The 26161-nt window shown below is 45.5% G+C and carries 24 protein-coding genes and 2 riboswitches; of the genes, 6 read left to right on the top strand and 18 right to left on the bottom strand.

Features of this window, described 5'->3' with window-relative positions:
* Nucleotides 1-10 precede the first annotated feature (10 nt).
* Nucleotides 11-142: riboswitch (cyclic di-AMP (ydaO/yuaA leader) on the bottom strand.
* A 49-nt stretch (nt 143-191) separates the two neighbouring features.
* The 5 genes from AU387_RS01530 to dctS form a co-directional block, all read right to left on the bottom strand.
* Nucleotides 192-1244 carry an AI-2E family transporter gene (locus AU387_RS01530; protein ID WP_059334524.1) on the bottom strand — a complete coding sequence of 351 codons (1053 nt, stop codon included), beginning with the start codon at nt 1242-1244 and terminating at the stop codon, nt 192-194.
* Nucleotides 1245-1478: 234 nt separating this feature from the next.
* Nucleotides 1479-2831: an IS1182 family transposase gene (locus tag AU387_RS20940; protein WP_059334523.1), complete on the bottom strand. Its 1353-nt coding sequence runs from the start codon at nt 2829-2831 to the stop codon at nt 1479-1481.
* 129 nt (nt 2832-2960) lie between these two features.
* Nucleotides 2961-4226, bottom strand: coding sequence for a C4-dicarboxylate transporter DctP (gene dctP / locus AU387_RS01520; protein WP_059291916.1), 1266 nt, complete (start codon nt 4224-4226; stop codon nt 2961-2963).
* A 119-nt stretch (nt 4227-4345) separates the two neighbouring features.
* Complete coding sequence (gene dctR, locus AU387_RS01515; RefSeq protein ID WP_059291917.1) at nt 4346-5026, bottom strand: two-component system response regulator DctR; 681 nt, start codon at nt 5024-5026, stop codon at nt 4346-4348.
* Nucleotides 5016-6623, bottom strand: a complete 1608-nt coding sequence (gene dctS / locus AU387_RS01510; RefSeq protein WP_059334522.1) for a two-component system sensor histidine kinase DctS — start codon at nt 6621-6623, stop codon at nt 5016-5018. The genes dctR and dctS overlap by 11 nt, the downstream gene beginning before the upstream one ends.
* A gap of 71 nt (nt 6624-6694) precedes the next feature.
* Between dctS and AU387_RS01505 the strand changes: the two genes are divergently transcribed.
* On the top strand, nt 6695-7747 hold the full coding sequence (locus AU387_RS01505; protein ID WP_044161763.1) for a TRAP transporter substrate-binding protein: 1053 nt from the start codon (nt 6695-6697) through the stop codon (nt 7745-7747).
* 85 nt (nt 7748-7832) lie between these two features.
* On the top strand, nt 7833-8654 hold the full coding sequence (locus tag AU387_RS01500; RefSeq protein WP_059334521.1) for a manganese catalase: 822 nt from the start codon (nt 7833-7835) through the stop codon (nt 8652-8654).
* 39 nt (nt 8655-8693) lie between these two features.
* On the opposite strand, the gene AU387_RS01495 is transcribed toward AU387_RS01500, so the two are convergent.
* From AU387_RS01495 to AU387_RS01475, 5 genes are all read right to left on the bottom strand, one after another.
* Nucleotides 8694-9080: a VOC family protein gene (locus tag AU387_RS01495; protein ID WP_059334520.1), complete on the bottom strand. Its 387-nt coding sequence runs from the start codon at nt 9078-9080 to the stop codon at nt 8694-8696.
* Nucleotides 9081-9218: 138 nt separating this feature from the next.
* Nucleotides 9219-9578 carry a YdbC family protein gene (locus AU387_RS01490; RefSeq protein ID WP_059334519.1) on the bottom strand — a complete coding sequence of 120 codons (360 nt, stop codon included), beginning with the start codon at nt 9576-9578 and terminating at the stop codon, nt 9219-9221.
* Nucleotides 9572-9913, bottom strand: coding sequence for a cupin domain-containing protein (locus tag AU387_RS01485; protein ID WP_059291923.1), 342 nt, complete (start codon nt 9911-9913; stop codon nt 9572-9574). The genes AU387_RS01490 and AU387_RS01485 overlap by 7 nt, the downstream gene beginning before the upstream one ends.
* Before the next feature lie 145 nt (nt 9914-10058).
* On the bottom strand, nt 10059-10430 hold the full coding sequence (gene gsiB, locus AU387_RS01480; protein WP_010333086.1) for a glucose starvation-inducible protein GsiB: 372 nt from the start codon (nt 10428-10430) through the stop codon (nt 10059-10061).
* Between the two features lie 129 nt (nt 10431-10559).
* On the bottom strand, nt 10560-11378 hold the full coding sequence (locus tag AU387_RS01475; protein WP_095532797.1) for an EcsC family protein: 819 nt from the start codon (nt 11376-11378) through the stop codon (nt 10560-10562).
* Nucleotides 11379-11495: 117 nt separating this feature from the next.
* On the opposite strand from AU387_RS01475, the gene AU387_RS01470 reads away from it, so the two are divergent.
* The 4 genes from AU387_RS01470 (at nt 11496) to AU387_RS01455 (ending at nt 14164) form a co-directional block, all read left to right on the top strand.
* Nucleotides 11496-11948 (top strand): DUF2188 domain-containing protein, encoded by a 453-nt coding sequence (locus tag AU387_RS01470; protein WP_059334646.1) that lies wholly within the window; start codon nt 11496-11498, stop codon nt 11946-11948.
* A 77-nt stretch (nt 11949-12025) separates the two neighbouring features.
* On the top strand, nt 12026-12283 hold the full coding sequence (locus AU387_RS01465; protein WP_010333083.1) for a GlsB/YeaQ/YmgE family stress response membrane protein: 258 nt from the start codon (nt 12026-12028) through the stop codon (nt 12281-12283).
* A gap of 231 nt (nt 12284-12514) precedes the next feature.
* Nucleotides 12515-13789, top strand: coding sequence for an Nramp family divalent metal transporter (locus AU387_RS01460; RefSeq protein ID WP_024120270.1), 1275 nt, complete (start codon nt 12515-12517; stop codon nt 13787-13789).
* 105 nt (nt 13790-13894) lie between these two features.
* Entirely contained in the window at nt 13895-14164 is a 270-nt protein-coding gene (locus AU387_RS01455; RefSeq protein ID WP_010333081.1) for a hypothetical protein, read from the top strand.
* Between the two features lie 257 nt (nt 14165-14421).
* Here the strand turns inward: AU387_RS01455 and AU387_RS01450 are convergent, their stop codons facing one another.
* From AU387_RS01450 to AU387_RS01415, 8 genes are all read right to left on the bottom strand, one after another.
* On the bottom strand, nt 14422-16146 hold the full coding sequence (locus tag AU387_RS01450) for a pyruvate oxidase (protein WP_059334517.1): 1725 nt from the start codon (nt 16144-16146) through the stop codon (nt 14422-14424).
* A 63-nt stretch (nt 16147-16209) separates the two neighbouring features.
* Nucleotides 16210-16662, bottom strand: a complete 453-nt coding sequence (locus tag AU387_RS01445) for an NUDIX hydrolase (RefSeq protein WP_044161780.1) — start codon at nt 16660-16662, stop codon at nt 16210-16212.
* Between the two features lie 56 nt (nt 16663-16718).
* Entirely contained in the window at nt 16719-18542 is a 1824-nt protein-coding gene (gene kimA / locus AU387_RS01440) for a potassium transporter KimA (protein ID WP_059334516.1), read from the bottom strand.
* A gap of 189 nt (nt 18543-18731) precedes the next feature.
* Nucleotides 18732-18876: riboswitch (cyclic di-AMP (ydaO/yuaA leader) on the bottom strand.
* Between the two features lie 135 nt (nt 18877-19011).
* Nucleotides 19012-21123: a cellulose biosynthesis cyclic di-GMP-binding regulatory protein BcsB gene (locus AU387_RS01435; RefSeq protein ID WP_059334515.1), complete on the bottom strand. Its 2112-nt coding sequence runs from the start codon at nt 21121-21123 to the stop codon at nt 19012-19014.
* Between the two features lie 5 nt (nt 21124-21128).
* Entirely contained in the window at nt 21129-22391 is a 1263-nt protein-coding gene (locus AU387_RS01430; RefSeq protein ID WP_059334514.1) for a glycosyltransferase family 2 protein, read from the bottom strand.
* Nucleotides 22384-24114: a DUF2334 domain-containing protein gene (locus AU387_RS01425; RefSeq protein WP_059334513.1), complete on the bottom strand. Its 1731-nt coding sequence runs from the start codon at nt 24112-24114 to the stop codon at nt 22384-22386. The genes AU387_RS01430 and AU387_RS01425 overlap by 8 nt, the downstream gene beginning before the upstream one ends.
* Complete coding sequence (locus AU387_RS01420) at nt 24104-24955, bottom strand: diguanylate cyclase domain-containing protein (RefSeq protein WP_059291930.1); 852 nt, start codon at nt 24953-24955, stop codon at nt 24104-24106. The genes AU387_RS01425 and AU387_RS01420 overlap by 11 nt, the downstream gene beginning before the upstream one ends.
* Entirely contained in the window at nt 24936-26030 is a 1095-nt protein-coding gene (locus tag AU387_RS01415) for a lipoprotein YdaJ (RefSeq protein ID WP_059334512.1), read from the bottom strand. Before AU387_RS01415 ends, AU387_RS01420 begins: the two co-directional genes overlap by 20 nt.
* Between the last annotated feature and the right edge of the window lie 131 nt (nt 26031-26161).

The following is a 26161-nucleotide window of genomic DNA, read 5'->3' as shown; positions in this document are numbered from 1 at the left end:
TAAAACCACAGGATTCTCTCTTCACGCTGATGAGGTTAGCTGCCGGGTTCGGACGAAGAGATGTCCGTTTTTCAGATGAAAAATAAACCCCAAACGATCGGGTCCCCCACTCCTTTTAAAAAGGATTAAGCGTGTGGCTTACTATTGTATGTTGTAGTTTTATTTATACAGAAAATATCCAATTTTGTAAACTATTTTTTGTTACTTTTCTCTAGGGGTCTTTTAGGCCCTTTCTCCTTGTTGGTCACATCAAGAATATCAAGGAGAAATACAAAGATCGGAATCCCGATAATTAAGCCCCAAATGCCGAGAAAGTGCTCAGAAAAAATCAGGACTGTAAATGTGAAAAAGATCGGCAGCTCTGTTTTCGCTGACATCAGCTTCGGATTGAGGAAATATGTCTCAATCGCATGAATGGCGAAAATGACAAGCACAATGTAGAGCACATACATTCCGCCGCCTGTGCTGTATGCAATAATGCTAAGCGGGATCAGGGAGATGACAACGCCAGCTACCGGGATCAATCCGAGAAAGAAAACCATGATGGACAGCCCCAACAGCTGAGGGAAGTGCATAATCCAGAGTGCAATAAAAGTCAGTATGCAGTTCACGAGCGCGATGATAAATTGTGCCTCGAGCACCTTGCCGAACGTTCTCGCGAATTTACCTCCGAAAAAAGCAATCTCATTATAAAAAACAGCAAGCTTGCTCGTTTTAAACTGCTCCATAAATTCAGACAGCCGTTTTTTCTCGAATAAGAAGAACATGCTGAGAATGAGCGCCATCACGATCTGCAAGCCGAATGTGCTGATATCGGCCAGATACGTATAAAGTACATTGAAACCCTCTTTGACATACGAACTGATATTAATATCTCCGAAAACACTTGTGATCTCATCAAAGAAAGGAATGCTGCTTGGATGATACGCAATATGTTTAATCTGCTTGATCAGCTGCTGAATCTGTGCGGCAACGACCGGATAAAACACAAACCCTCCGACTGTAAGCAGCACGGCCAGCAAAATGTAGAGAAACGTAATGACAACCCGCTGGCTCACGCGGAAGAACCGGCTTAAAAACTGCCGGACGACAAGCTCCAAACGATCCATAAGAAATGTGAAAATGAAGGTCAGCAATATTAAGTTGATCATGCTCTTAAATAGATATAACACACCAGTTAACACGACAAAGATGGAAAAACGCCTTACTCCCGGGTGCTGAAAAAATTTTACTAAAGCGGCCATTTATACACTCCTGTTAGGACAAACGTCCTTCATTCAATATAGTATCCATTTGTAAATTATATAACAAAAAAATGCTGAGGTCTCTGTCCTCACCTTAATTATTCTTAAACAATTAAAAAAACGGCCCCATGGATGGGCCGTCAGCTTGTAGAGAAAACGATGTTTTTTCTACAAGCTTTTTTATTTCTTTAGATGCTTATTGTATTTTAGATATAGAAAAAGCCTCCCACATATCTATCCCTGCTTGGCTAGGTATGTGGCAATCTTCTTCATGTTCTGGCATGCGGCTGTGAGGAGAACTTGTTCGCTCACATTCCATTTTCCCCTCAACCTGCAATAGCGAAGCCCATGCAGCTGTTTTGAATCTGCAAAGCTTCGCTCTATTTTTTCTTTTCTTTTTTTGTAGAGGTTTTTTCCTGAAACAGACAAACGATTTTGTCTGACCTTTTCTTTATGGTCTTCCCATACATGCCGAGTAATCACTTTCTGATGGTTCTTTGATTTTGTGCAGTTCTCAAGCAGCGGGCATGAGGAACATATTTCAGGATTTGATTTATATGACCGGTAGCCTTTTCGGTCAGTTGTTGAGTATGTAAGTGTTTGCTGGTTCGGGCAAATGTAACTGTCTTTTTCACTGTCATAATGAAATTTCCATTTTGGAAACAAGCCTCTAGTAGGGTGATATCGTCTATGGGCAATGACGCCAAAAATATGACGGTCAGATAATCCTTTACAGATGGGAGTCGTTAAATATCCGGAATCAAGGGCGACAGCTTCTACTTGAAAACCAAATCGTGCGATTTGGTGATCTAATCGGTCAAGATAAGGCACAGAATCATGGACATTTCCAGGTGTGACATAGGCATCGGTGATAATGTTATATTTCATATCCGTTGTGCGGTGATCTAAATAGAAAAAACCTTCTGGTTTGTTTTCGCGATACAGATATCCACTTTCGGGATCAGTCGTCCTGTGGCGGATCTCTTTTTCAGCTTTCACCTCCTCTTTGACTATTAGTGGCTTTTTTCCGTGTTCCTCCCGATCTTCTTGGATGGCTTCATTTAAATCTTTGATATAGTTTTGTGTATCCTGTTCAATCGTTTTTCTTGTGTATTTATGCTTGTTGGCATTGGCTTTAAGGTGAGTGGAATCGGTGAATAGGACACGTCCGCCCACCATATCATGATTGATGGCCTGAAGAACGATCTCATCAAAAATGTCTTGAAAGATGGTTGTATCTTTAAAACGTGTGCGTCTGTTCCAGCTGATGGTGGAGTGGTGCGGAACTGGATCGTTTATGTTCAATCCGAGAAACCATCTGTACGCCATATTGTAGTAAATTTCTTTTTCGAGCTGTCTTTCTGAACGGATACCATAGAGGTATCCGATAAACATCATTTTGAATAAAATCAGCGGATCAAGTGAGGGGCGGCCTTTGTTTTCACTGTAGTAAGGTTTAACCTTTTCAATGATAAAAGAAAAGTCTATGTATTTATCAATTTTTCGAAGCAGATGATCCTCTTCGACAAGTTGGTCGAGAAGAACAAATTCGGCTGCGTTTTGAGAAGAGTTTCTTGTGTGGAACATGAGAAAGACACCGTCCTTTTTAGTCTTTCTTTTATTTTATTACAAGAGAATGGATATTTTAAGGAAAAATAAAGGCTGTCGAGATTTTCTCGACAGCCTGACGGCCCCATGGATGGGCCGTTCTTTTTTTCAGACTGCTGTTTTCATTTTTTTCATGCCTTCCACAGCCTCCACGCTTTTTGCTTCATCGAATTCTTTTTCGCTTTTTGCAACGATGATTGTGGCGATTCCGTTTCCGATCAGGTTCACAATCGCTCTTCCTTCACTCATGAAACGGTCGACACCAAGCAGAAGCGCAAGACCCTCAAGCGGAATGACCTGAAGTGCTGACAGCGTTGACGCAAGAACGATAAATCCGCTTCCTGTCACACCGGCTGCCCCCTTCGAAGTCAGCATCAGAACGAGGATAATCGTAATTTGCTGGCCGATGCTGAGATCCACTCCAAACACTTGAGCCAGAAAGACAGTCGCCATTGATAAATAAATGGATGTTCCGTCAAGGTTAAACGAATAGCCGGTCGGAATAACAAGCCCGACGACTGATTTTGAACAGCCGTAGCGTTCCATTTTATCCATCATTCTCGGAAGAACCGATTCTGAAGAGCTTGTGCCGAGCACGATGAGAAGCTCATCTTTGATGAAGCGCAGATAATTCCACAGGCTGAATCCGTATAGCTTGCAGATGATATTTAGAACAACAAACACGAACAGGAACATTGTGATATACACGGACAGCATTAAGCTGGCAAGCGGTTTGATGGAATCGAGTCCGAAGTGCCCGATCGTATACGCCATCGCTCCGAATGCGCCGATTGGAGCGGCACGCATAACGTAGCCGATAATTTTGAAAAAGACATGTGAAACTTTATCAAAGAAATCAATGACGCTTTTCCCTTTTTCACCTAATGCCGCTAGACCGACTCCGAAAAGAATGGAAAAGAATAAGACCTGCAAAATGTCCCCTTTTGCGAAGGCATCAACCATATTGGACGGTACGATGTGTGTGACAAATTCAACCCAGTCGATCCCCTGACCGCCATTTTGGGTGTATTGTGAGACATCTCCCTTTTCAAGCTTGCTGTAATCGAGGCCCGCACCCGGCTTCATAATATTGACGACAAATAAACCGATAATGAGTGCAAGGGTCGTAACAACCTCGAAATAAATAAATGCTTTTCCCCCTACTTTTCCAACCTTCTTCATATCGCCCATTTTTGCAATCCCGAGAACGATTGTGAAGAAAATGATTGGAGCGATCACCATTTTCACAGCGTTGATAAAGGTATCGCCAAGCGGTTTCATTTCTTTGCCGACATCCGGCCAAACCAATCCGACAATGACCCCGATGATGACCGCGGTTATGACTTGAACTGTTAAATTTTTAAACAGTCTCATATTCTTCCTCCCCCTGTCCTAGTCGCCTTTGTGTCTTTCTTACTAGAATGATAGCGTTTTCATTAGGGGTGGGGAAGTTTATGTTCATAACGGACATTTTGGTCTTTTTGGTCTCGGGTTTACACTTTAAATATGTAGCGGTTGACGGGGCGTCCGACTCCTCCGTACTGAACATCAAGCTGAATCGTTCCGTTCTTTTCGAGATAATCAAGATAGCGTCTCGCTGTCACTCTGGCAATGCCGAGAGCCTTGGCAACCTCTTCAGCAGAAAGAGGCGACGTCTGCTGCTTCAAAAAAGCAATGAGCTCATTCATCGTAAAATGATTCAATCCCTTCGGCAGATCCTGTACGGCCTGCTGCGGGATATTGAGGATGGCATCAAGCTGATCCTGGGACAGCGTGTCGTTTTCCTCTATTTTTTGTTTATACCGCTTATATTTTTCAAGCGCCTGTCTCATGCGTTCGAGCTTAAACGGTTTTAAAATATAGTCAACTGCCCCATTTTGCAGCATAAGAGCAATTGTTTCCTTGTCTTTTGCAGCGGATACGACGATGGCATCAACCTCAAGCTTTTGCTTTCTGATCTCCTGCAAGGTTTTGATCCCGTCTTTTTTCGGCATGTACACATCCAGAATCACGAGTTCGGGCTGATTTTCTTTGATCAGCTTGATGCCTTCGTCCCCGTTCCCCGCTTGCGCGCAGACGGTAAAGCCATTAACGGTTGTTATGAAATCCTTATTGACTTCCTGAACCATCGGATCGTCTTCAATGAGCAGAACCTTGATTTCTTTACGAGCCATGCTGCGCTTCCTCCCCCTTCATCGGAAAAACGATTGAAAAAGACGTTCCCTGTCCCGGGTGTGAATCAACCTCTATCGCACCCGACCCTTTGTCTGTTATTTGCTTGACTAAATAGAGGCCATAGCCTGTGCCGCCTGTTTTATTCACTGTAAATCCTTTTTCGTAAAGGTACGGCATATGTGTGTGTTGAATCCCGCATCCGTTGTCTTCTATTAAAATCGCAAGGATATCCTCCGTTTGTTCAATGCTGATGTCAATTCGTTTGTCATCAGACTGAACGGTTTCAAACGAGCCGAAGGCATTTTCAATCAGGTTGCCGAGAAGCACAACGATATCATGCTGGTCGACATGCTCGGGAAATTGCTGCAGGCTGCTGTTTTCATCAATATGCACAGCAATGCCGAGCTCTTTTCCCCTTCTGATTTTACTTAACAAAAGCCCCGCCGCGGCGTCATTTTGAATGGAGCGATGCAGAAACTCAGTGACGTTTTCCTGCTCGGTTGAAGTCTGAAACGCCAGCTGCAGCGCTTTTTCAGATTTCCCGAGCTGGATCAGGCCTGCGATGGTATGGAGCTTATTCATATGCTCATGATTTTGGACGCGGAGCGCTTCGACAAAGTTTTTGACACCCGTCAATTCCTCTGCCATCTTGGCCGCTTCCGTTCTGTCCTGAAAAATCGCGACGGCGCCGATGACTTTTTTCTTCATGACGATCGGAATCCTGCTGCTCATGATGACCTTTCCGCTCACACGAATTTCTTCATTATAAACCGCCTTGTTCCGTTCCACGATTTCGGGCAGGCGCGAATCCTTGAGTACATCCCAAATCACCTTTCCGACCAGATCGCCCTGCACCTCAAAAATCTGTTTGGCTTTTTCATTAAATATTGTGATGATATGCCGGTTGTCAATGGCGATCACGCCTTCGTTCATAGAGTGAAAGGTAGCGGTTCGCTCTTCATACATTCTGACAATCTCATGAGGCTCGAGCTGAAACATTTGCTTCTTGATATGGCGGGCCAGCAGGAACGAACCCGCCAGGCCGAACCCGAGTGTCAGCACGACGATGAAGGCGATATCCCTTCTTAAATGAAACAATATATCAGCCATCCCCGGCAGTGTTTTTCCAACGAGTACTACTCCGACCTGGTTCAAATCCTGATCCTTTACCGGATAAAAGGCCCGGACAGCCGTCCCGATCTCGCCCGCTGCTTCTGAGAAATAAATGTGCTCCGCAAACGCCGCTTCTTCATCTGCACCCTTTGACTTTTTTCCGATGTTTGTGGTGACAGGATGAGTATAGCGAATGTGATCCATGTCCATGACGACAATGTAGTCTGCTTCATTGATCATCCGGATCTCCTCAACCGCATGCCGGACGGCTTCTGTTTGTTCTTTTCGCGATAACGCCTCTTTCACCTCGGTCATCTCCGACACCGTCCGAGCCGTATTCATCAGCCGTTTTTTCAGCTCCCTTTCCTCTGTATGCTGAATATTGCCTATGAGCACAATGCCGCCGATCAAAAAGGAGAAAATGACGAGTATGTAGGAAAGGATCGTAATTTTCCAGCGGATTGAGAGCTTTTTTTTGTTCATCAGCTTCTCCTTTCAGGTCTTTACGAATCACATCTGCCCCATTATTCTTAACATAAGGGAGGGGGCTTTTCATGAAGAGTTTGCTTGCATGTCTCGGTCTGATGATCGCCGGAATTGCAACCGCTTTATTTATCGGATTCCATGACCGTTCAAACGGCGAAGAGATTGTGTATGATGACGATCAGGAAGGCTTACAGGATCAAATCGTATTCAAATTCAGCCACGTTGTTGCTGAAAACACGCCAAAAGGGCTGGCCGCCAACAAATTCGCCGAGCTCGTAAACGAGAAATCAGGCGGGAAAATGAAAATTGAAGTGTTCCCGAATGGAAGCCTGTATTCGGACATTGAAGAAATCGAAGCATTACAAAATGGCGACGTGCAATTTATCGCCCCCTCCACATCGAAGCTCGGTATGCTCTCTCCTGAATGGGGAGTTCTTGATCTTCCGTATGCATTTACAGACTATGATGCGGTTAAAAAAGGGCTGCACGGAACAATTGGAACACAGCTGTTTGATTCTTTAAAGAAAAACCAATTAAAGGGCCTGGCGTACTGGACAAACGGCTTTAAGCAAATCACCACGAATCAAGGCCCGGTCAAAACCCCGGATGATTTAAAGGGACAAGACCTGCGCATTATGCAAAGTAATGTAATAGAGGACCAGTTCAAGCTGCTTGGAGCAGCACCCCACCAGGAATCTTTCAATTCTACTTTTCAGCTGTTAGAAAACAATATAGTAGACGGCGAGGAAAATACAATCTCAAACATCTATTCTAAAAAATTTTATAATGTTCAAGACTATTTGACAATAAGCAGCCACGGTTACCTCGGCTACGCTGTGATGACAGATGAGCATTTCTGGAACGCGCAAACCCCGGAAACAAGACGCATTTTGACTGAAGCGATGAAGGAAACAACGGAGTGGAATGAAACGTATGCCGAAGAAATGAACAAGGAGCAGCTGGAAGAAATCAAAAAACATTCTTCTATTAAAATCTACGAGCTGTCAGATAAAGAGAAAAAAGAATGGATGAAGCGCCTTGATCCTGTTTACCGGAAGTACGAGCCAATCTTCGGCCGGAAGCTGATTCAGGAGCTTCTGGAGCTGCGCAAGGATTCGTAGCCCCCATCCCAATACGCTGCTTTTCGTTTATCTTTGTTCCCATCGGAAATATAGAAAGAGAGACACGAAAAAAGGAGATGGGAACATGTTTAAACATACGAAAATGCTGCAGCATCCTGCTAAGCCAGATCGTCCAGATCCATTATTCGCTAAAAAAATGCAAGAAATTTTAGGCGGGCAATTCGGAGAAATTTCTGTTGCCATGCAGTACTTATTTCAAGGCTGGAATACAAGAGGAAATGAAAAATACAAGGATTTGCTGATGGATACGGCAACTGAAGAAATTGGGCACGTTGAAATGATCGCTACCATGATCGCCAGACTTCTTGAGGATGCCCCGCTTGATGAACAGGAAAAAGCGGCTGATGATCCAGTCATCGGTTCCATCATGGGAGGCATGAATCCTCACCATGCCATTGTATCAGGACTAGGCGCCATGCCCGAAAGCAGTACAGGCGTACCATGGAGCGGAGGCTACATCGTAGCGAGCGGAAACCTGCTGGCAGACTTCCGCGCCAATCTGAATGCGGAATCACAAGGCCGTCTACAGGTTGCACGCCTGTTTGAAATGACGGATGACAAAGGCGTCAAGGACATGCTCAGCTTCCTGCTGGCGCGTGACACAATGCACCAAAACCAATGGCTGGCCGCCATTAAAGAATTAGAAGCACAGGAAGGTCCGGTTGTGCCGGGTACATTCCCGAAAGCACTTGAGAAACAGGAATTCTCTCATCAGCTTATCAATTTCTCTGAAGGTGAAGAAAGCGCCGAGCAAAACTGGCTGAAGGAGAAAGCCCCGGACGGAGAAGCGTTTGAATATGTGAGCGAAGCAAAAGCTTTTGGAGAAAAGCCGGAATTGAAGCCAGCTCCTCCTTTTGTTCATAATACGCTTCCTGGGCGTGAGTAAGAGGCTATCATAAAAAAGATAGATCACTCCAGCTGTGATCTATCTTTTTTTGTGCGTTTTCTGCCGCTCAAGCATCTCCAGACGATTGCCAAATGGATCTGAAATATAGAATCTGTCCGCTCCCGGAAGTTTATTGTCCTCAACTATTCCAATTCCATTGCATTTCAAATGTTCTTTTAAACCTTCTATATTCATAACCTCAAAGGCAGGGTGTGCTTTTTTAGCGGGTACAAAAGGTTCTTCTATCCCGATATGCAATTGTTTGTTCCCAAAAGTGAACCAGACCCCGCCCCGGGCTTTTAAATCATCAGGTTTTTCAATTTCCCGAAAGTCTAATATACCGCCGTAAAATTGTCTTGCAATAGTTTCACAGCCTTTAGGAGCCGCAAGCTGAATATGATCAATTTCAGTAAAATGAAAAGTCATCCGAATCAATCCCCCTGATTTCACATTTGAATGCCATTTTCTTCATTCTAATTCAATCAAAATAACAGGAGAATATCTTTATTGTTATTTTGATCGATAAAATCAGCTTATCATCTTTTTTAGGACGACTTCCCATAACTACGCTTTTGTCACGGTCCATCCAGGCTCGTATTTAATTTCCCGGTTCTCTAATAAGCAAGCGGCCCCCTCTGCATCAACCTGAGTAAGCGCCACTTCTATTGAAGATAACGTAGCCTTTTGCCCGATTTCTTCATAGATAACGTCATGTTCGTTCTCCATAAAATGATCATAGGCTTCTCTGTTTTCCCATACACTGATGATTTCTGCGATGAGCGGCTCGTCTATCGTTTTTCGCCAGCCGCCGGCCTGTTTGATGAAGCCGCTTATATGCGATAGTGCTCCCCACTGTGACTGCGCCTTCGAAAATGCTTCAGCGTTTGCCGCGTCCACCCCACATACAATCTTTTTGATCAGCATTTTGATTCCTCTGTTATGACCGTTTCCGCATGAATGTGCTCGACGCAGAGATTCACGGTCCTGACGTAAGAGCGTGTGCGGTGTATGGTGCCTTTTGGAACAAGCAGGCTGTCATTCGCTTTTAACACCGCGGTTTCTTGATCCTCAAAATCAATAAGCAGCTCTCCCTCAAGAACGATAAATAATTCATCTGTGTCAGGGTGATGGTGCCAGTCGTATTCTCCTGTAAACACAGCGAGCCGTACACAATGGTCATTGACCTCTGAAATGGAGAAATTAGCGTGCTTTTCTTTGACTTCATTTGCAATGGCGAGCAGGTTTTGCATCTCAGGCATAAGTGAAAACTCCTTTTTCACCTATTCTACCGCAGCAGCGTCATTGGAAGGTATATTTTTTTCCATTTCATCATAAAAAGCGATCCAGCTGCTGCGCCGGATCGCTTTTTATCTACAGGTTGTCTGCCTTTTATGCTTTACTTAGTTAGTCGTTGTCGCGGGCGTTTCCGCCTTTTGAGCCGATTTCTTGATAGAATTCCTTATCATGATTTTTGCTTGTCGCTTCTCCGCCTTTACGGCCGATTTCTTGATAGAATTCTTTATCATGATTTTCGCTAGTGGCTTCTCCGCCTTTTTCACCGATTTCTTGATAGAACTCTTTGTCATGGTTCTTGCTAGTGGCTTCTCCGCCTTTTTCGCCGATTTCCTGATAGAATTCTTTGTCATGGTTTTTGCTAGTGGCTTCTCCGCCTTTTTGACCAATCTCTTGATAGAATTCTTTATCATGGTTTTTGCTAGTCGTTTCTCCGCCTTTTCTACCTGCTTCTTCTCTGCTCATTTTGTTATCTTGTGCCATTTTGAATTCCTCCTTTAATTGGTGTTGGTTGTTGTATTCCCGCTGTCATTTCTTTTAAACAAACAAAACACATTGAGTGTGTTTTGACTGAAAAAAGCAGACGGAATGCGGTGCCCGTCTGCTTTTCTTCTATTCATGATTCTGTTCTGTTTCTATGAGCCGCTCAAGGATGCGCCGCTTTTTATAGAGCATCATGCCTGTTTCGGTAATGTCATTTAAGGTCGAGCGATTAGCCGCCGCGCCAAAGACCATTCCCGCGACCGGCACCATTTGAAAAAGCTTTTTCCAGCCAAAGGTGTCACGGTAGCCTAAAACCACTTCCCTCCAGCCTTGGATTTGGGAAGCGACATTCTTATATGTACGGTCCTGATCATAATCTTTTAATTCTTTCAGAATGGATTTTTTACCGACAACATCTGCTGAAGTAAGCTGCAAACATTTTACGATAAAGACCCGCTCTTTTTTCTCCTTTGGATCATAGCCATAGGCCACTGCGATATCCTGCAGTGTTTTTAATGATAAACCGAGCACAGCCGGAATGTCTGCCGCCAGTGTAAATACGCCGCCCACACCCGTGGTCGCTCCCTGAACGGTTGCAGCGTTGATTCGGTTTTTGCCCATGGCTTCAGCAACATCATCCATAACAGCCAGAGGCGCTTTCTGTACGTCCTTCAGTGATTCAAAGGTTTGCTCGGGCAGTTTCTTTTGAAACGTTTTGATAATCTGTTTTTCCGATGTCAGGTACTGTCCTCCAGTTTGAACAAAGCTGCCCACCTCATCCAAAAGCTTGCCGATCTTTTTCTGGATGAATTCCGGCGTCAGCTTGTCCAGCAGCTGAAACGGGAGACGGCTGAGCTTTTCCCAAAACCAGACTTTTTGCTGATCTTTTTCCCATTTTTCTATTTCTTTTAATTGCTGATGTAAGTCTTCTTTAAGTTCTGCTGTCACCCAACTCGCACTTCCCTTCCGTTTTTCTACTATATAGTATACCTTCATTTTTCTCTAAAACGTTTTTATTTTTCACCTGCGGGTACCCTTTTTATAAAAGCAGAAGGAGTGATGGAAATACCTTGGTCTATGAAGGATTACCCCGCTTCACTGAAAAATCTCGAGAAGCCTGTGAAGAAAAAGGCGATTGACATTGCGAATGCCATGATTGATGAAGGCTATGAGGACGGACGCGCCATTCCGATTGCGACGAGCAAAGCAAAGGAATGGGCGGAAAACGCCTCAAAAAAGGAAATTGACGACTTTCTCACACATAATGATGAAACAGAACGCGATAAGGAGGCAAACGATGACGCCAGACCGGAGCTAATGAATAAAGCGGAGCATGTCATCAAGCATAAAAGTGGCTGGGCCGTCAAAGCTGAGGATGCCAAACGTGTATCTGAAATCAAGGAGACGAAAAAGGAAGCGATTGAACGGGCGAAGGAAATTGCGGAACATAAAGGCACAGACGTCATTGTTCATTTGGCTGACGGCAGTGTGCAGAGAAAGATAAAAACAGAATCATAAGCAAATATGCTTTTGTACGTTTCGGGACTGGCTGGAACGGTTATTGATATATAAATCATTAAGGAGAGGTGAATATGATGCTTAGCTTTTTGGTTTCATTAGTTATTGCTATCTTAATTGGACTAATCGGAAGCGCCATCGTCGGCAACCGCATGCCGGGAGGAATCTTCGGTTCGATGATTGCAGGGCTGATCGGCGCATGGATCGGGCATGGCTTACTCGGAACTTGGGGACCAAGCCTTGCAGGATTTGCCATTATTCCGGCAATTATCGGGGCAGCGATCTTCGTATTCTTACTGAGCCTCGTATTCCGCGGACTGCGCAAGGAAGCCTAGATATTAGATGATTCAGGAGGCATCGTTTCATACAGAAACGATGTCTTTTTATGTATGGACCTTATCAGATGCCCTACATATCATGTTACATAACAGGGAAAAATTTGAGTGTCATTTTTGACCATCATTGGTTGACAAGAAATCAGGATGGTCATATGATGTAGATAAAATAATTTGGTTTAAGGAAACTCTTTGTTGTATGGCAAAAACAATTAGAATTCAGGTGAGTACATGAATAAGGACATCACAGCACAATCTCCCCGTTCCAAAGCAGTCCAAGATGCGCTTGACGGGAAAAGCAGAGGATTCAGAGGACTGCTGCCTTTTTTAGGCCCGGCGTTTATTGCAGCCATTGCCTATATCGATCCCGGTAACTTCGCAACAAATATATCAGCTGGCTCTAAATATGGATATATGCTGCTATGGGTGATTTTATTTTCTAATATCATGGCGCTCTTGATCCAGTCACTCTCCGCCAAACTCGGTATCGCGACCGGCAAAAACCTGCCTGAGGTCGCTCGTGAGGAATTTCCTAAGCCCGTCTCTATCGGCTTATGGATTCAAGGCGAACTCGTCATTATCGCGACTGATCTGGCGGAATTTATCGGAGCGGCATTGGGACTGTATTTGCTGTTCGGCATCCCGATGCTCGAAGCGTCTATTATTGCGGCGATCGGCTCTTTCGCGATTTTGGAGCTTCAGCGCCGCGGTTATCGATCACTTGAAGCCGGTATTGCCGGGATGCTGTTTGTAGTGGTCATCGCCTTTGCGCTGCAGACCTTTTTTGCAAAGCCGGATGCCGTCTCAGTGATGAAAGGACTTTTCGTTCCGACATTTCATGGCACCGACAGCGTGCTTCTTGCAGCAGGTATTCTCGGCGCAACCGTTATGCCGCATGCCATTTATTTACACTCTGCCCTCACACAGCGGCGGGTGGTCGGCAAAACAGATGCTGAACGGAAGAAAATCTTCAGATTCGAATTTATTGATATTTTAATAGCGATGCTGATTGCAGGGGCTATTAATGCGAGTATGCTGATTGTGGCTGCCGCATTATTCTTCAAAAACGGGCTGTTTGTCGAGGACCTTGATGTCGCGTTTCAGCAGTTCGGTCATCTTGTCAGTCCTGTTTCAGCCGCGTTATTCGGAATCGGCCTGCTGGTAGCGGGCCTGTCCAGCTCGTCTGTCGGAACACTTTCAGGCGATGTGATTATGCAGGGATTTATCAACTACCGCATCCCGCTGTATGTACGGCGGTTCATCACCATCATTCCGCCGATCTTGATCATCGCATCAGGAGTCAATCCGACGTCTGCTCTTGTGCTGAGCCAGGTGGTTCTTTCCTTCGGCATTGCCTTTGCTTTAATCCCGCTTATTATGTTCACAAGCAACAAGCGGATTATGGGTTCGCTGATCAATGCCAAATGGGTAACAGTGGTTTCTTGGCTGATCGCTGTGCTGATTGTTGCTTTGAATGTGTTTTTGATCGTCGATACGTTCCGTTAGAAAAAAACCGGCTGAAGAGCCGGTTTTTTATTTTGGCTTAAAAGCTCATTGATATCATTTTTTACAAAAATTTGTTATGATAGAAGAAAAATCGGAGTTTTGATAATGTCAGTATTTATTCTGTTTTATTTATGGATTGTCCCTATTGTTATCGGAATTTTATGTTCTGTTATCGCTTATAAATCAACAGGTAAAAAAATGCGAATCGCGCCCGGCATCGCCATGGTGGTGCTCAGTATCATTTCCTTGATTACCGCTTTTACGGCCGGAGGCGCTAATTTTCACGTGTTTATCGGCGGAATGTTTTTATTTGGCACTTTATTAGTTGGGTCTGCTTTTCCTTTCTTTTTCGGCCTTTCGAAAAAAGGGAAATAAGCTTATAAAGACATTCATTTTGTAAGATTTGATAAGAATAAACAGATGAAACAGACAAGGACAAATGCGCTGATCTTTCTGCTTTGAAAGAAGATGCATTTGTCCTTGTGTCTGTTTTGGGCACGGCGAAAATCATGACAGGCTGCATAGATCATTCCTGCTGATCCCAACGGGTCATTTTAAAGGTTCAAACAACCGATTTTATGACTCAACCCCGTAAAATCAAAAAACAGGAGCCTTCACGGGCCCCTGTTTTTTTAGAATAAACGTTTTAAGCTTTTCTTCAATGACGGCATTTCAATTTTTTGGTTTTCGAAGAAGTTTTTCAGCATATATTTGCTGAAGCCTTTTGCCTGTCCGTAGGTGATTTTGCCGGGCAGCGGCGGTTCGTTTCCGATCATGACGTCGACAACGACCGGCTGATTGGAGTGAAGCGCCTCATGGAAAGCCGGTGCAAGTTCTTCCGCTCTCGTCACCTTGATGCCTTTTGCTCCGCAGCTTTCTGCAAATGCGGCATAGTCGACATTCTGAAGTTTTGTGACATAGTCGATGTTCCCTTTGACCTGCTGTTCATATTCAATCATGCCGAGATTTTCATTGTTTAAAATGACAACAGTAATCGGGAGCTTATATTTGACTGCGGTCGGGAGATCCTGCATGACCATGGAAAAGCCCCCGTCACCGCAGACTGCGATGGCTTGGCGCTCCGGTTCAGATAAGCTCGCCGCTATAGCTCCCGGCAGGCCGCAGCCCATTGTCGCAAGCCAGCTGGAAACGATGAAATCCTGGTTCGCGTTCATTTTGAAATGCCGCGCCATCCAGACGGTGACAGTGCCGACATCTACAGACAGCACCGCATCTTCGGCTGCTGCCTCCTGAAGACGCGCGATGACCTGCTGAGGTTTTAGAGGTGTTGCCGCCTCAGTTTCATCTTTTTCAATTTCGTTCCACCAATGCTGCATATGTTCAGTGCAGGCATTCAGGAATCGTCGGTCTTCCTTCCGTTCAATATACTCCGTCAATTCGCGCAGACCGAGAGCCGAGTCACAGACAAGCCCCGCTGTTACCGGATAGCGTTTGCCGATTTTCGCCGGGTCTGAATCAAGCTGGATTGCCGGTGTGTCTTCCGGCAAGTAATCACGATACGGGAACGAGGTGCCGAGCATAATTAACAAATCGCATTCTTCCATTGCCTCATAGGCCGGCTTTGTCCCAATCTGCCCAAGGTTACCGAGAAAGTGCGGGTGCCTATCGGGAACAACGCCTTTTGCGGGGAGCGTGACGACGATCGGCGCCGCTGCTTTATCCGCAAATTCCAGCAGCTCCCGCTTCGCCTTTTTCATTCCCTGTCCCGCCAAAATGATCGGCTTCTTCGCATTGTTAATGTATTGCGCGCATGTCACAAGCTGTTCTTTCTTCGGTTCAAGATTTCCTTCAATATATACCGGTGATGTGTAAACGGGTTCCCGTTTGATTTTCTCCGCAAACAAGTCATCTGACACGCTTAATACCGCAACGCCTTTTTTGCTGTAGGCGGTGCGGATCGCCTGATTCAACAGATCCGGCAGTGATTCCGCACTATGTACCTCCCTGTTGAACACTGCCACGTCTTCAAACATTTGCTCAAGCTTAATTTCCTGAAAGTAGTCCCGTCCGACTTCGCCTGAAGAAACCTGACCTGCAATCGCAAGCACAGGAGCGCCGTCCGCTTTTGCATCGTATAAACCGTTCAATAAGTGCACCGCACCCGGCCCTGCAATTGACAGGCAGACACCGATCTTGCCGGTGAGTTTTGCCTCAGCCGCGGCTGCCAGCGCTGCCACCTCTTCATGGCGGGTTTGGATGAATTCCAATTGATTTCTGTCGTGTCTCAGTTCCTCAATAAATTCGTTAATGCTGTCTCCGGGGATGCCGTAAACATGATCAACTCCCCATTGTTCAAGCAGTTCTGTCATTCCTTGTCCTGCTGTTTTGTGTGCCATGCCGTATCCTCCTTTTTCCTTTTTTCAATACCACAGGGGGAGCCGTTTAAAACCCGGAGGCAACTATCGCTTGCTGTATTTCCTTCTGAACAGGTCTAAGGCCGCCAAAAAGCTGTTGTCCTTGACGGTAATCCGAATGCCCGCAGCGCCGTTTAGAAAATCTCTGATTTGCATTTTCCGGTTTGGCACCATCAAAAGCGGCAATCGCTCCGGCGAAAACCACTTTAGCCCGGCCGTTTCCATGCCGTTTTCTATCGCTTGTCCGCCTGTTATGTTCCCTGCATACACATGCTGTTCGTCTTGAAACTTAGGTCTTTGATAGACACCCAATTTCCCGGAAAGCTCTATCAGATATCCCGTTTCTTCCATTACCTCCCGGACCGCCGCTGCCTCCGGGGTCTCTCCTGATTCAACCCGTCCGCCCGGCAAATCCCATAAAGGAACGTCTTTTCGTTTGACCAGCAGAATCTGCCGTTTTGTGTTTGTCACTATGACAAATGCCCCTTCCGTATACATCGCCCATTTCCCCTTTATTAAAAAAGACCAAGGAGATGTCCCTTGGTCTTAGCTGCTTACTTTTTAAAATGATACGGCAATGTGGCAACGATTATGTCCTTCTTCCAGAACAGCCGGACTCTGAGCAGGAAGGCTGACTGGTTGTGGAGAATGGTGTGCCAGCGTTTTTTTGTGATGAATTGCGGGAACAGCACCATGACAGAAAACTGTTTCTTCTTCGCTTTTGCTTCAACAGTTTCCAAAAACTTATCAAACGGATGGACCAGGCTTCTGTACGAAGAGTGAAGCGTGACGAGACGCACTCCATTATTCAGCTCTTCCCAGCGTTTTTCCACTTTCTTTTCCTGTTCTCTGTCAAACGACACGTGAACGGCAATGACCTGATCTGACAGTGATTTCGCATATTGAATAGATTTTTGCACGACGGTTGTGACGCCGGCTACAGGCACAATCACGACCGTACCTTTGATTTCTTCCGGCTGTTTGTTTACGATGCGAAGCTGTTCACCGACAGCCGTATAGTGATTTTTAATCGCAAAAAACAAAAAAACGACGATAGGCATAAAGATTAAAACAGGCCATACGACATTAAACTTCGTGACAAACAGGATGGACAGAACCATAAACGATATCAATGCGCCGCAGGCGTTGATCAGCATTTTTCCAATCCAGCCTTTTGGTTTTTGTTTGATCCATTTGATGCACATCCCTGTTTGTGAAAGGGTAAATGGAATAAACACACCGACCGCGTACAGCGGGATTAGGTGCTCCGTCTGCCCTCCAAATAACAGAATCAGCACAATTGAGGCAACGCCTAAAAAGATAATCCCGTTTGAGAAGCCTAAGCGGTCGCCTCTTACTGTAAACATGCGCGGCATGTATTGGTCTCTCGCCAAGTTGAAGGCAAGCTGCGGGAAGGCTGAAAAGCCCGTATTCGCCGCAAGGACCAAAATTAACGATGTCACACCCTGAATGACATAGTAAAACACATTTCTTCCGAAGGTATCCGACGCGATTTGTGAAATGACCGTTTCATTCGGTTTCGGAGCCGCCCCGTAACCGTACGCAAGTACCGTAATGCCGGCAAACAGAACCGCAAGCAAGATCCCCATCATAGCCAACGTTCTCGCCGCGTTTCGCGCAGGCGGGTTTTTGAAGGCTGGAATCGCGTTGGAGATCGCTTCAACTCCGGTGAGCGCGGAGCAGCCGGATGAAAAAGCCTTAAGCAGCAAAAACAGCGTAATGCCGGCTACCGGTGTGCCGATCGGTGTATGATGGACAGGCTGATCAATTTGTCCTGTCATAAGCTTAAAAAGACCGACGGCAATCAGGATGAAAAGCGCCGCCACAAAAAGGTAGACCGGGTAGGCAAGAATCGATGCTGATTCTGACAGCCCCCGCAGATTTAAAATCATAATCACTAAAACAAGTAAAACAGCAATGGGTATATGATAATCATGCAGTGCCGGGAACGCCGACGTGATGGCGTCCGTCCCTGCGGAAATACTTACTGCTACAGTTAATATATAATCGACAAGCAATGAACCGCCTGCAATCAGCCCGGGCTTTTCGCCGAGGTTTTCTTTTGATACAACATACGCCCCGCCGCCCTGCGGATAAGCGTAAATAATTTGCCTGTATGAGAGAATCAGCGCGAGCAGCAAAATGAGTACGCCGACCGCTATCGGAATGGAATACCAAAATGCCGCAGCGCTTACCGCCGCCAATATGATAAGAATTTGTTCCGTTCCGTAAGCGACAGATGATAAAGCATCTGAGGAAAGCATGGCAAGCGCCTTTAATTTCGTCAGTTTTTGTTCTCCTGCTGCTTGTGATTTTAACGGTTTCCCAATCAAAAAACGTTTGATTGAATGATACATCGATGTCTTCCCCTTTTAATTTCATTTTTCATGAAAACAATAAAACATCCGCATCTGCTCTCACATTTTGTAATAGTCCTTTCTGCTATGATGTCTCTGTATGCGATTTACATCCTGAAAATTGAACAGCAAAAAACACAGAGGCAAACGGATGCCCCTGTGCCTTAACATCGAACACAGGTTTCATTCATCTCCTCTCATGAACGCTTACGAGGTTAGCTGACGGATTCGGGCATATGAGAGTTTGCCCTACCTAAAAAGGATTCACCCCAAGCGGCAAAATGCCGCCAAAATGGGTCCCCCGCTCTGTTTACAGATTAAGCGATTTGTTTTCTAAAAGAGATCATACTCCCGTTTACGTATGTTGTAAAGAGGCTTATTGGCCGGGAGAAAAAAATAAAATGACAGGTTCCACATATGGAAAACTTAAACCAAAAACAAAAAACAGAGGCTGAAATCAGCCTCTGTCTTATTCTCTGTCTGTCTTTCTCTTTCTTTGTCTAACGGTTATCCAAATGAAGGCTGCCGCAATTACCATCATGAGAGCCAGCATGCCGATATACAGCAGTTTTTGCCCATGATCTTGTGCTGTTTTTTCTGTTTCAGAACTGCTTGTTTCCGATTTGAGCTGCTGGTGGTTTGTAAACACCTGCTGGCTGTTTGTTTCATTGATGACGGTCGCCGTGTCATCATTGCTGTTCAAAAAGCTGATGATTTCTTTTGTGACGGCCGCGCCATTTCCTTTCAGCGGCGCAAAAACAGCCATCGTATAATGTGAATCCCATAAAGACGCTTGGGTAAATGCCACTTGTTTCGTCGTCTCGTTCAGCATTTCAAAGCCCGACACGTCAAACGAGCCATTTTTCGCTTGAGGCACGAGCAGATCAGAAGATTTCTCTTTCAAAAGAGAGAACTGGCTGATGCCGCCGATGAAAATTAAGTTCCGGCCTTTTGCGTCCTCCGCTTTAACTTCAGATGCTTTCCTTACTGTGAAAGATTGCTGGGCTTCGCTTCCAAAGGAATCAGTAACGAGAGAAAGCTCCTTAAGCATGGATTTGCTCACGCTGTCAGGTAGCACAATCAGTGTTGCCTGTTTCTGATTTCCGGCGTATGGAAGCGGCCATTCTTGAAAATCGGCTGACGGAGATGTGCCTTTGATCGTGTAAGACAATGTGCTGCTTTTATCAATGAAGACCCATTTCTCTTCGTCCGTTGTGTTGCAAGGGTTGTTTTCCTTTAAGCCCGTGGTGATAAACTGTATATCAATGTAGCGGTTTTTCTGCAGCAGCTCAGGGTCTACTTTCAGCGTGACATGATAGTATCCGTTTTTATCTTCTTTTCCTAATTCATCAAGGCGGACTGAGTGCGGCTGACCGTTGATGAGGACCTTCAGCTCTGCTGCTTGAGAGGCTGAACCGCTTTCTGCCGCGGCTGCTTGAATCGTTTCCGATTTCTTTAGTTTAAGCGACAGCTTGGCTGATTGGTTTTGATCTATCACCGCAGAAGCCGGATAAAAATAATGTGCTGAAGATGTTTTGTCAGCTCCGATTGTCATATCTTCTGCCCCGAATTTCTCAAGGGTCAGCTTATTGCTTTCCTGCTTTTCAGCCTTCTGAAGCTTGCCAATTGAAAGTGTTTCCCCGCTTAGCTGGCCGGTGTAAGTCTGATCGGTGATGACGCTGATTTTTTCTGAGAGCACATCATCAGATGCCGCTTGTGCAAACAGAACCGGCTGCTGCTTGCCCTGTGCTTTCAGCACGCGCTCCGCAAGCTGAAGTTTTTCTCCTTTTGCCTGTAAGCCAGCTTGTTTGATCAGCTTCTTCACCTTGCCGTTCCAATGCTTATCCACTCCGATGAAAATGGTCGGCTTGTCGATTTGCTTCACTTCAGATTCCTTCACAAATGAAATGCTGACACTGCTGTCGGCAGTTTTCAGGTAACCTTCTGTTTTGACAGCCGCTTCAATTTCTGCCGAACTCGGGTTATCCGGAATGACAATAGCCGTCTCTTCCGCTGTATTTCCCGATTGGGCAAATGGGTATGGGTAATGTTCAAGTGACATTCCCTTCGCTTTGCTGCTGTCCGCCATTGTCAGGCGGCTGTCCGGATAAATTTTGATCCAGTTGCCGGACGTATCCTGTCTGACGCAGACGCCCTCTTTCAAGACGCCGTAAAATTTCAGTGATACGCTGTGATAGCCTGGGGCGGACTGGCTTTTGTTCAAGTTCAGCTTCAGTGTTTTCCGTTTTGGATCGCCGTTTAGCTTTAACGTTTTTACCGGTTCATTGTCAATTACAGCCGTTAACGATGAAGGAGAAATTAAAAGATCTGATGCCTCATATTCAATCACCAATTGCTGGCTGCCGGAAGAGGCGCCTGCCGGAATCTGATATGTCAGTTCCGCGCTGTCTTTTGATCCGTACAATGTCATAAGATCGTTTGTCAGCACCTGCTGTTTGGCTTGTTCACGGCTGCTTTTGCCCAGAAGCGAGCCATCGACCTGCATCTCTTGGGCGAAGGCCGCTTGTCCGGTCATTGCCAGGAGCAAAAAGCTTGTAAGAAAAATAAGTAGTTGTTTCAAAAAGGTCACCCGCTTTTATGTTGATTGTATCGTTCTGTTTTGTACCATTTGACCTCTTGCTTGAATAAACGGTGCTTGATTTCTACGAATAAAGAATAGATCACGAGCACAATCCATGCCTGCGAGTACGTAAAGTACATAAGAAATACGATAAAGAAGTTTTGCCTGTTCATTTCTGTTTTTTCGATGCTTAACGTAATCATGACCTCCGTCATAAATAAGAAAAACGCCAAAATCCAAAGGATCATAGCCAAAAACCCGACCGACAAATGCAAATCATAAAACAGATTGACCACAAATATCGTGTTTGACATGATGACGCCAAAGAAAAACAGGAAATACGTAAAGAAAAAGTAAAACAAGTCAAAGATAATCCGTTTTCGTTTCAGTTTGAAAAACTGCGCCAAAAACTTCAGGACGACATATTGGTTGCCGCGCGCCCATCTCGTCCGCTGGCGCCACCACACCTTCCACGTTTCCGGCTCCTGCTCCCAAGTAATAGCTGCCGGGAAAAAGCGGATGTGATAGCCGAGGTTATACACCCGGATGGTCAGCTCGGTATCTTCAGCCAGCGCTTTATCATCCCAGCCCCCGAGCTTTTCAATAATGCTTCTGCGGATCGCGAAATTGGTTCCGGGAATGGTAGCGATTTTGAACCACTTCCATCTGCCTCCCTGGGCCATCCACTGAAAACAGATCGTTTCAATATTGATAAACTTCGTCAGCAGCGTTTTTGCCGCATTGATGACGCGGAATTTCCCTACCACTGCGCCTGCCTTCTCGTCATTCATCAGACCGAGAACAAGATAATACACGGCCATTTTTTCAGGCGTGTTGTCGGCGTCATATACACAAATGACATCGCCGTTCGATTCAGCAAAACCGGAGTTGAGCGCCGAGGATTTTCCTTTTCCGGCGTTAGGCGGTTTTGTGATCACCATTTTGATAAAATCGTATTTCTCGGAAAATTCATTGACGATATCACCCGTCCGGTCTGAAGAATTATCGTTTACCACAATAACCTCCAGCCGGTCCTTCGGATAATAAAGATTCACCATTGCCTTCAGCGTCTGCCGAATGACAACTTCTTCATTATGGGCCGGGATGAGCACACTGACCTTCGGCAATTCCTTCATATTTTCTCTCCACTTCGGAATGTTCCGCTCGAAGGTCATGTAGTGGCGGAACCCGCCTTGCATGAGAAACATGCGATAGAGAAGCATCACCCATATTAAACTTAGCGAGATAAAGAACAGCGTATTACCCAAGGCTTCTTCTCTCCTTAAACATTCGTTTTTTCAATGTGGCTCTCAAGTAAAACGTATAGCTGACAAACATCACGACAAACAAGAGCACAACGGCGGAGAGAATCCATAACGCCTTTTCCAGCGGGGTTTGCCGATGGTGGTCGAAAAACTCGCCAATGGCACTTACATTGTTTTTTACGTGAACCGTTCCGTCACCGCTTGTATGGATTTCCACTTTGTCCGTTTTGACGGTTTGCTGCGTTTTCTTCAAATCAAGCCATTCACTGTCCGGAATGCGTTCCATCTGGTCAACGAGCTCCGGCAAATATTTCATCCCAAGATACGGGTGATAAAACCCTCCGGCCACTCCGCCTTCAAAATCAATCATTTGAGAAATGTGTTCCTCCATATCGCCGAGCGGGTTTTGCTTTGATGTATCGACAAAACCGATTGTTTCCGGATACAGCGTCATCCCATGCAGCATAGCTGGTTTGGTCAAAAAAGGGGATGCGCCGGAAGTTTTCCATGTTGTATCGCTGAGCTGCACCTGCCCGAAAATGCTTGAGAAATACTGTGAAGCCATTTGATAGCCGTACTCAGACATCGTATAGTGCGGGGCTTCAAATGCCAGCGGATAAAGCCCTGCCGAGGTTAAATCCTCAATGGCGTGCGTCAGCTTTTGCCTTATATATGTTTCTTCCTTTTCCTGAAACGGCTTCAAATAGCTCTTGTAGGCCTGTTCGTTCGGAAAAGCCTGTTCCTTTTCCAAAATGGACGGAGTGTCATCGGCATTTTCGGAAGTGATCGGCTGGTCCGCCTTGGCATCCCAAAATTCGAAGCCCTCTCCGGTTTCACTGTGGCGATAGGCGTGTGTGTAGCCGTGAACAATGATACTGCCGCCCATGCTTTGCAGTTTTTTCAATACCTTCACCATCTTCGGTTTATCAGACAAATACACTTTATCGCCTGTTTCCGGATTCAGATACACCGGAATGACTGACATAATAAAAGGCACATGTCTCTTGTACAGATATGTACCAGCTTGAAGCAGCAATGTTTCATCAGACATCGGGCTGATATCCTCCAGCCGCAAATATAAAAGCGCGGTTCCGGCCTCCTCTCCAAATGCTTCTCGAAGCTCTTTCGCCACAATCAGATTGTCATTTAACAGATTGGTTAAGCCGATGTACACATTTGATTTATCCGTTTTCCATATAAACGGACTCGTTTTGCCGTCATCAGATTTAAAGGTATACAGCCCCTTTCCTTTCAGGCCTGATACGCTCAGCACGTTAAGCCCGCTCTCTAAGGAGACATCGTTTTTTTCCGTGCTGCTGTGAATCTGATAGACATGTTCTTTGCGGGTTAAGGAAAGACCGGAAAATTGGCTGATTTGTCCGGCGTTATAGCCGATGGCGACGACAGGTTTTTTTACGCCGCTGATAAGCGACGCCAGTTTTTTGCTGAGCTTTCTTTTCGTTTGCCCGTAATAGATGACATGTTCTTTGCCTTTCACATCAGATGCTGTAACATCCGAATCTTTTCTGACCGTGACATGAGTTGCAAAATGGCCGGCCAATAAATCGAGCATTTTGACTTGAGGCGACTCTTTGCCGTCCAAGGTTGAATAGATGATGAGAATGCCGGAATCCTCCCCCTTCGCTTGGGCAGAAATAGGCATAGAAGCAATAGCTGTCAGCATCAGAACGGACACGCAGAGTAGCGTTATTCTTTTAAAGTTCATTCATCATCATCTCGTTTTCCAGTTCTTCTAAAAATTGATCAGCCGTCCTTATATCTCTTCGATAAGGTAAATAACAGACATGGAACGTAAGCGACACATACTTTCCGTTTGTCAGCTGATACGTGTCCAGCTGTTTTTTCAGCTTTGTCAGGACGGCCGGCATATGTTCAGCCGGCGTGTGTGTCAGCACAATGCCGAAGCGCTCGTCAGAGGGGCGGAATTTTTTATCCGTTTCCCGGACGCTTGACCTGATTTGCCGGCTGACGAATTGAAAGAGAAGGTCGGTCTCTTTCTCCCCGTACAGAGACTTAAATTCCTTGAAATAATGCATATGAAGCAGCAAAAAGACAAAGGAATTGCCGTAGCGCTCCGCCCGTTTGATTTCCTCTGACAGTTCCAGTTTCATTCTTTGCTTATTATCAAAGCCCGTCACTCTATCGACAGCCACGAAGCTTTTGATTTCAGATTGAAGACGTTTGACTGAACGGCGCAGCTCTGCTGCGATATCATGGATTCTTCCTGATATAAAGGAAAACAGCAAAAGCGCAATTCCCCATACGATAAGCATGCGCAGCCCGTCTTCAGCCGAAAACATCACAGCCTGTCCAGTCTGAAAAAACATCATAAGCGTGCCGAGAACAAAGAGAACGATTAAGGTGACCGCCAGCGCGTAAATCGGACCGAACCAAATGCCGGCCCCGATCACGACAAATGTGATGCAAATGATCAGAAAGCCCTCCGACTGCTCGGCGGACACATAAAAAATAAACAGAGACAGGGCTGCGATGAGCCCTGAAAGATAAGCATATAATTTTTGTGATTCATTGAATGATCGTTTCATTAAAAAGCTTCCTTTCGGCTAACAGCGGCAGCAGATTGTCGAACGAGTGCGTGTCGGAGCCGCTCATGTAACCCCCATAATACGGTTTCGCCGGATCAAGAATTTCAAAGTCATTCATTCTATCATAAATCGCTTTGATGACCGAGCTGTCTTCATGCTGTTTTGTTAAAAATAAAGCAGCTAATGCGTATACGGACGGCGACTCATATTGGACGGCAGGCTCCTTCGTATCTGCCGAATATCGTCCGTACAGCTTTCCGTTTGCCTGAAATTCCTTTTTGACCCACTCTGCTATCACAGCGGCTGTTTCATTCCTTTCCGGCAAATGCCATGCGGCGTACAGCTGGTCGATGACGTTTACTTCACTGTCATATTTGTACTGCTTCGACTCTGCGCTGTACGTCTTTGGCAGGAAACCATTCTTTAAAGGGGCTAGATAGAGAACATCGGCATTTCGCTGTTCTGTTTCTTCGTCTATGATTCCATACTTTTTCAAAACAGCTAGTGCATCGGGCATGACATACGAAAGCGTCACGTCCTTTGAAGCTGCATGAGAGGCTGAATCGTAAAAGTCTGTAAACATCCCGTTGTACATGTTGTATGTCTTTAAAGCCGTGCCGATCTCACGGGCTGTTTTTTCATATTGGCTGCTCCCCCAAAGAGCAGCTGCCTGATCGAGAGACACCATGATTCTCATATCATCAATGAGCGCGTTTGTCCCGCTCGCTTGACCGTTTTGTATCTTCCATGTCACCAACTGATGATTCAGTAGAAAAGAATCCGACAGATGCTGATATTGCTCCTGAAAATGCGAGGCGTCTTGTCTGCTGACCAAAAACTCCATCCACAGGCCAATCGATTCTGATAAATAGGAGGGCTGATCTGAGAAATCTGTTTTGATAAGCCCTTGTTCATTCATAAGATTGTGATAGATGAAATACTCCGCCGGCTGAAGCGGGCGGGTATTCATGTCTGCCTCAGACTGATATAGGGTTTTATTCCCAGCTTCAGCACACCCTGCGGAAAGTCCGATAGATAAGCAAAATAAGATAGCAGCGACCAACACATGCCGCACAGGCAAGTCCCCCTTTGTCGTCCGAAGCGAATCAGACGCACCAATATATGACGAAATTATTACTGCCATGTTACAAATTATATTAACTATAGAAGAAAAAAACGAAGATTGCTAGCTTTTTTTCCCCTTTT

The sequence above is a fragment of the Bacillus halotolerans genome, from assembly GCF_001517105.1.
GTDB classification, from domain to species: domain Bacteria; phylum Bacillota; class Bacilli; order Bacillales; family Bacillaceae; genus Bacillus; species Bacillus halotolerans.
This window is presented reverse-complemented; position numbering and strand designations above follow the sequence as displayed.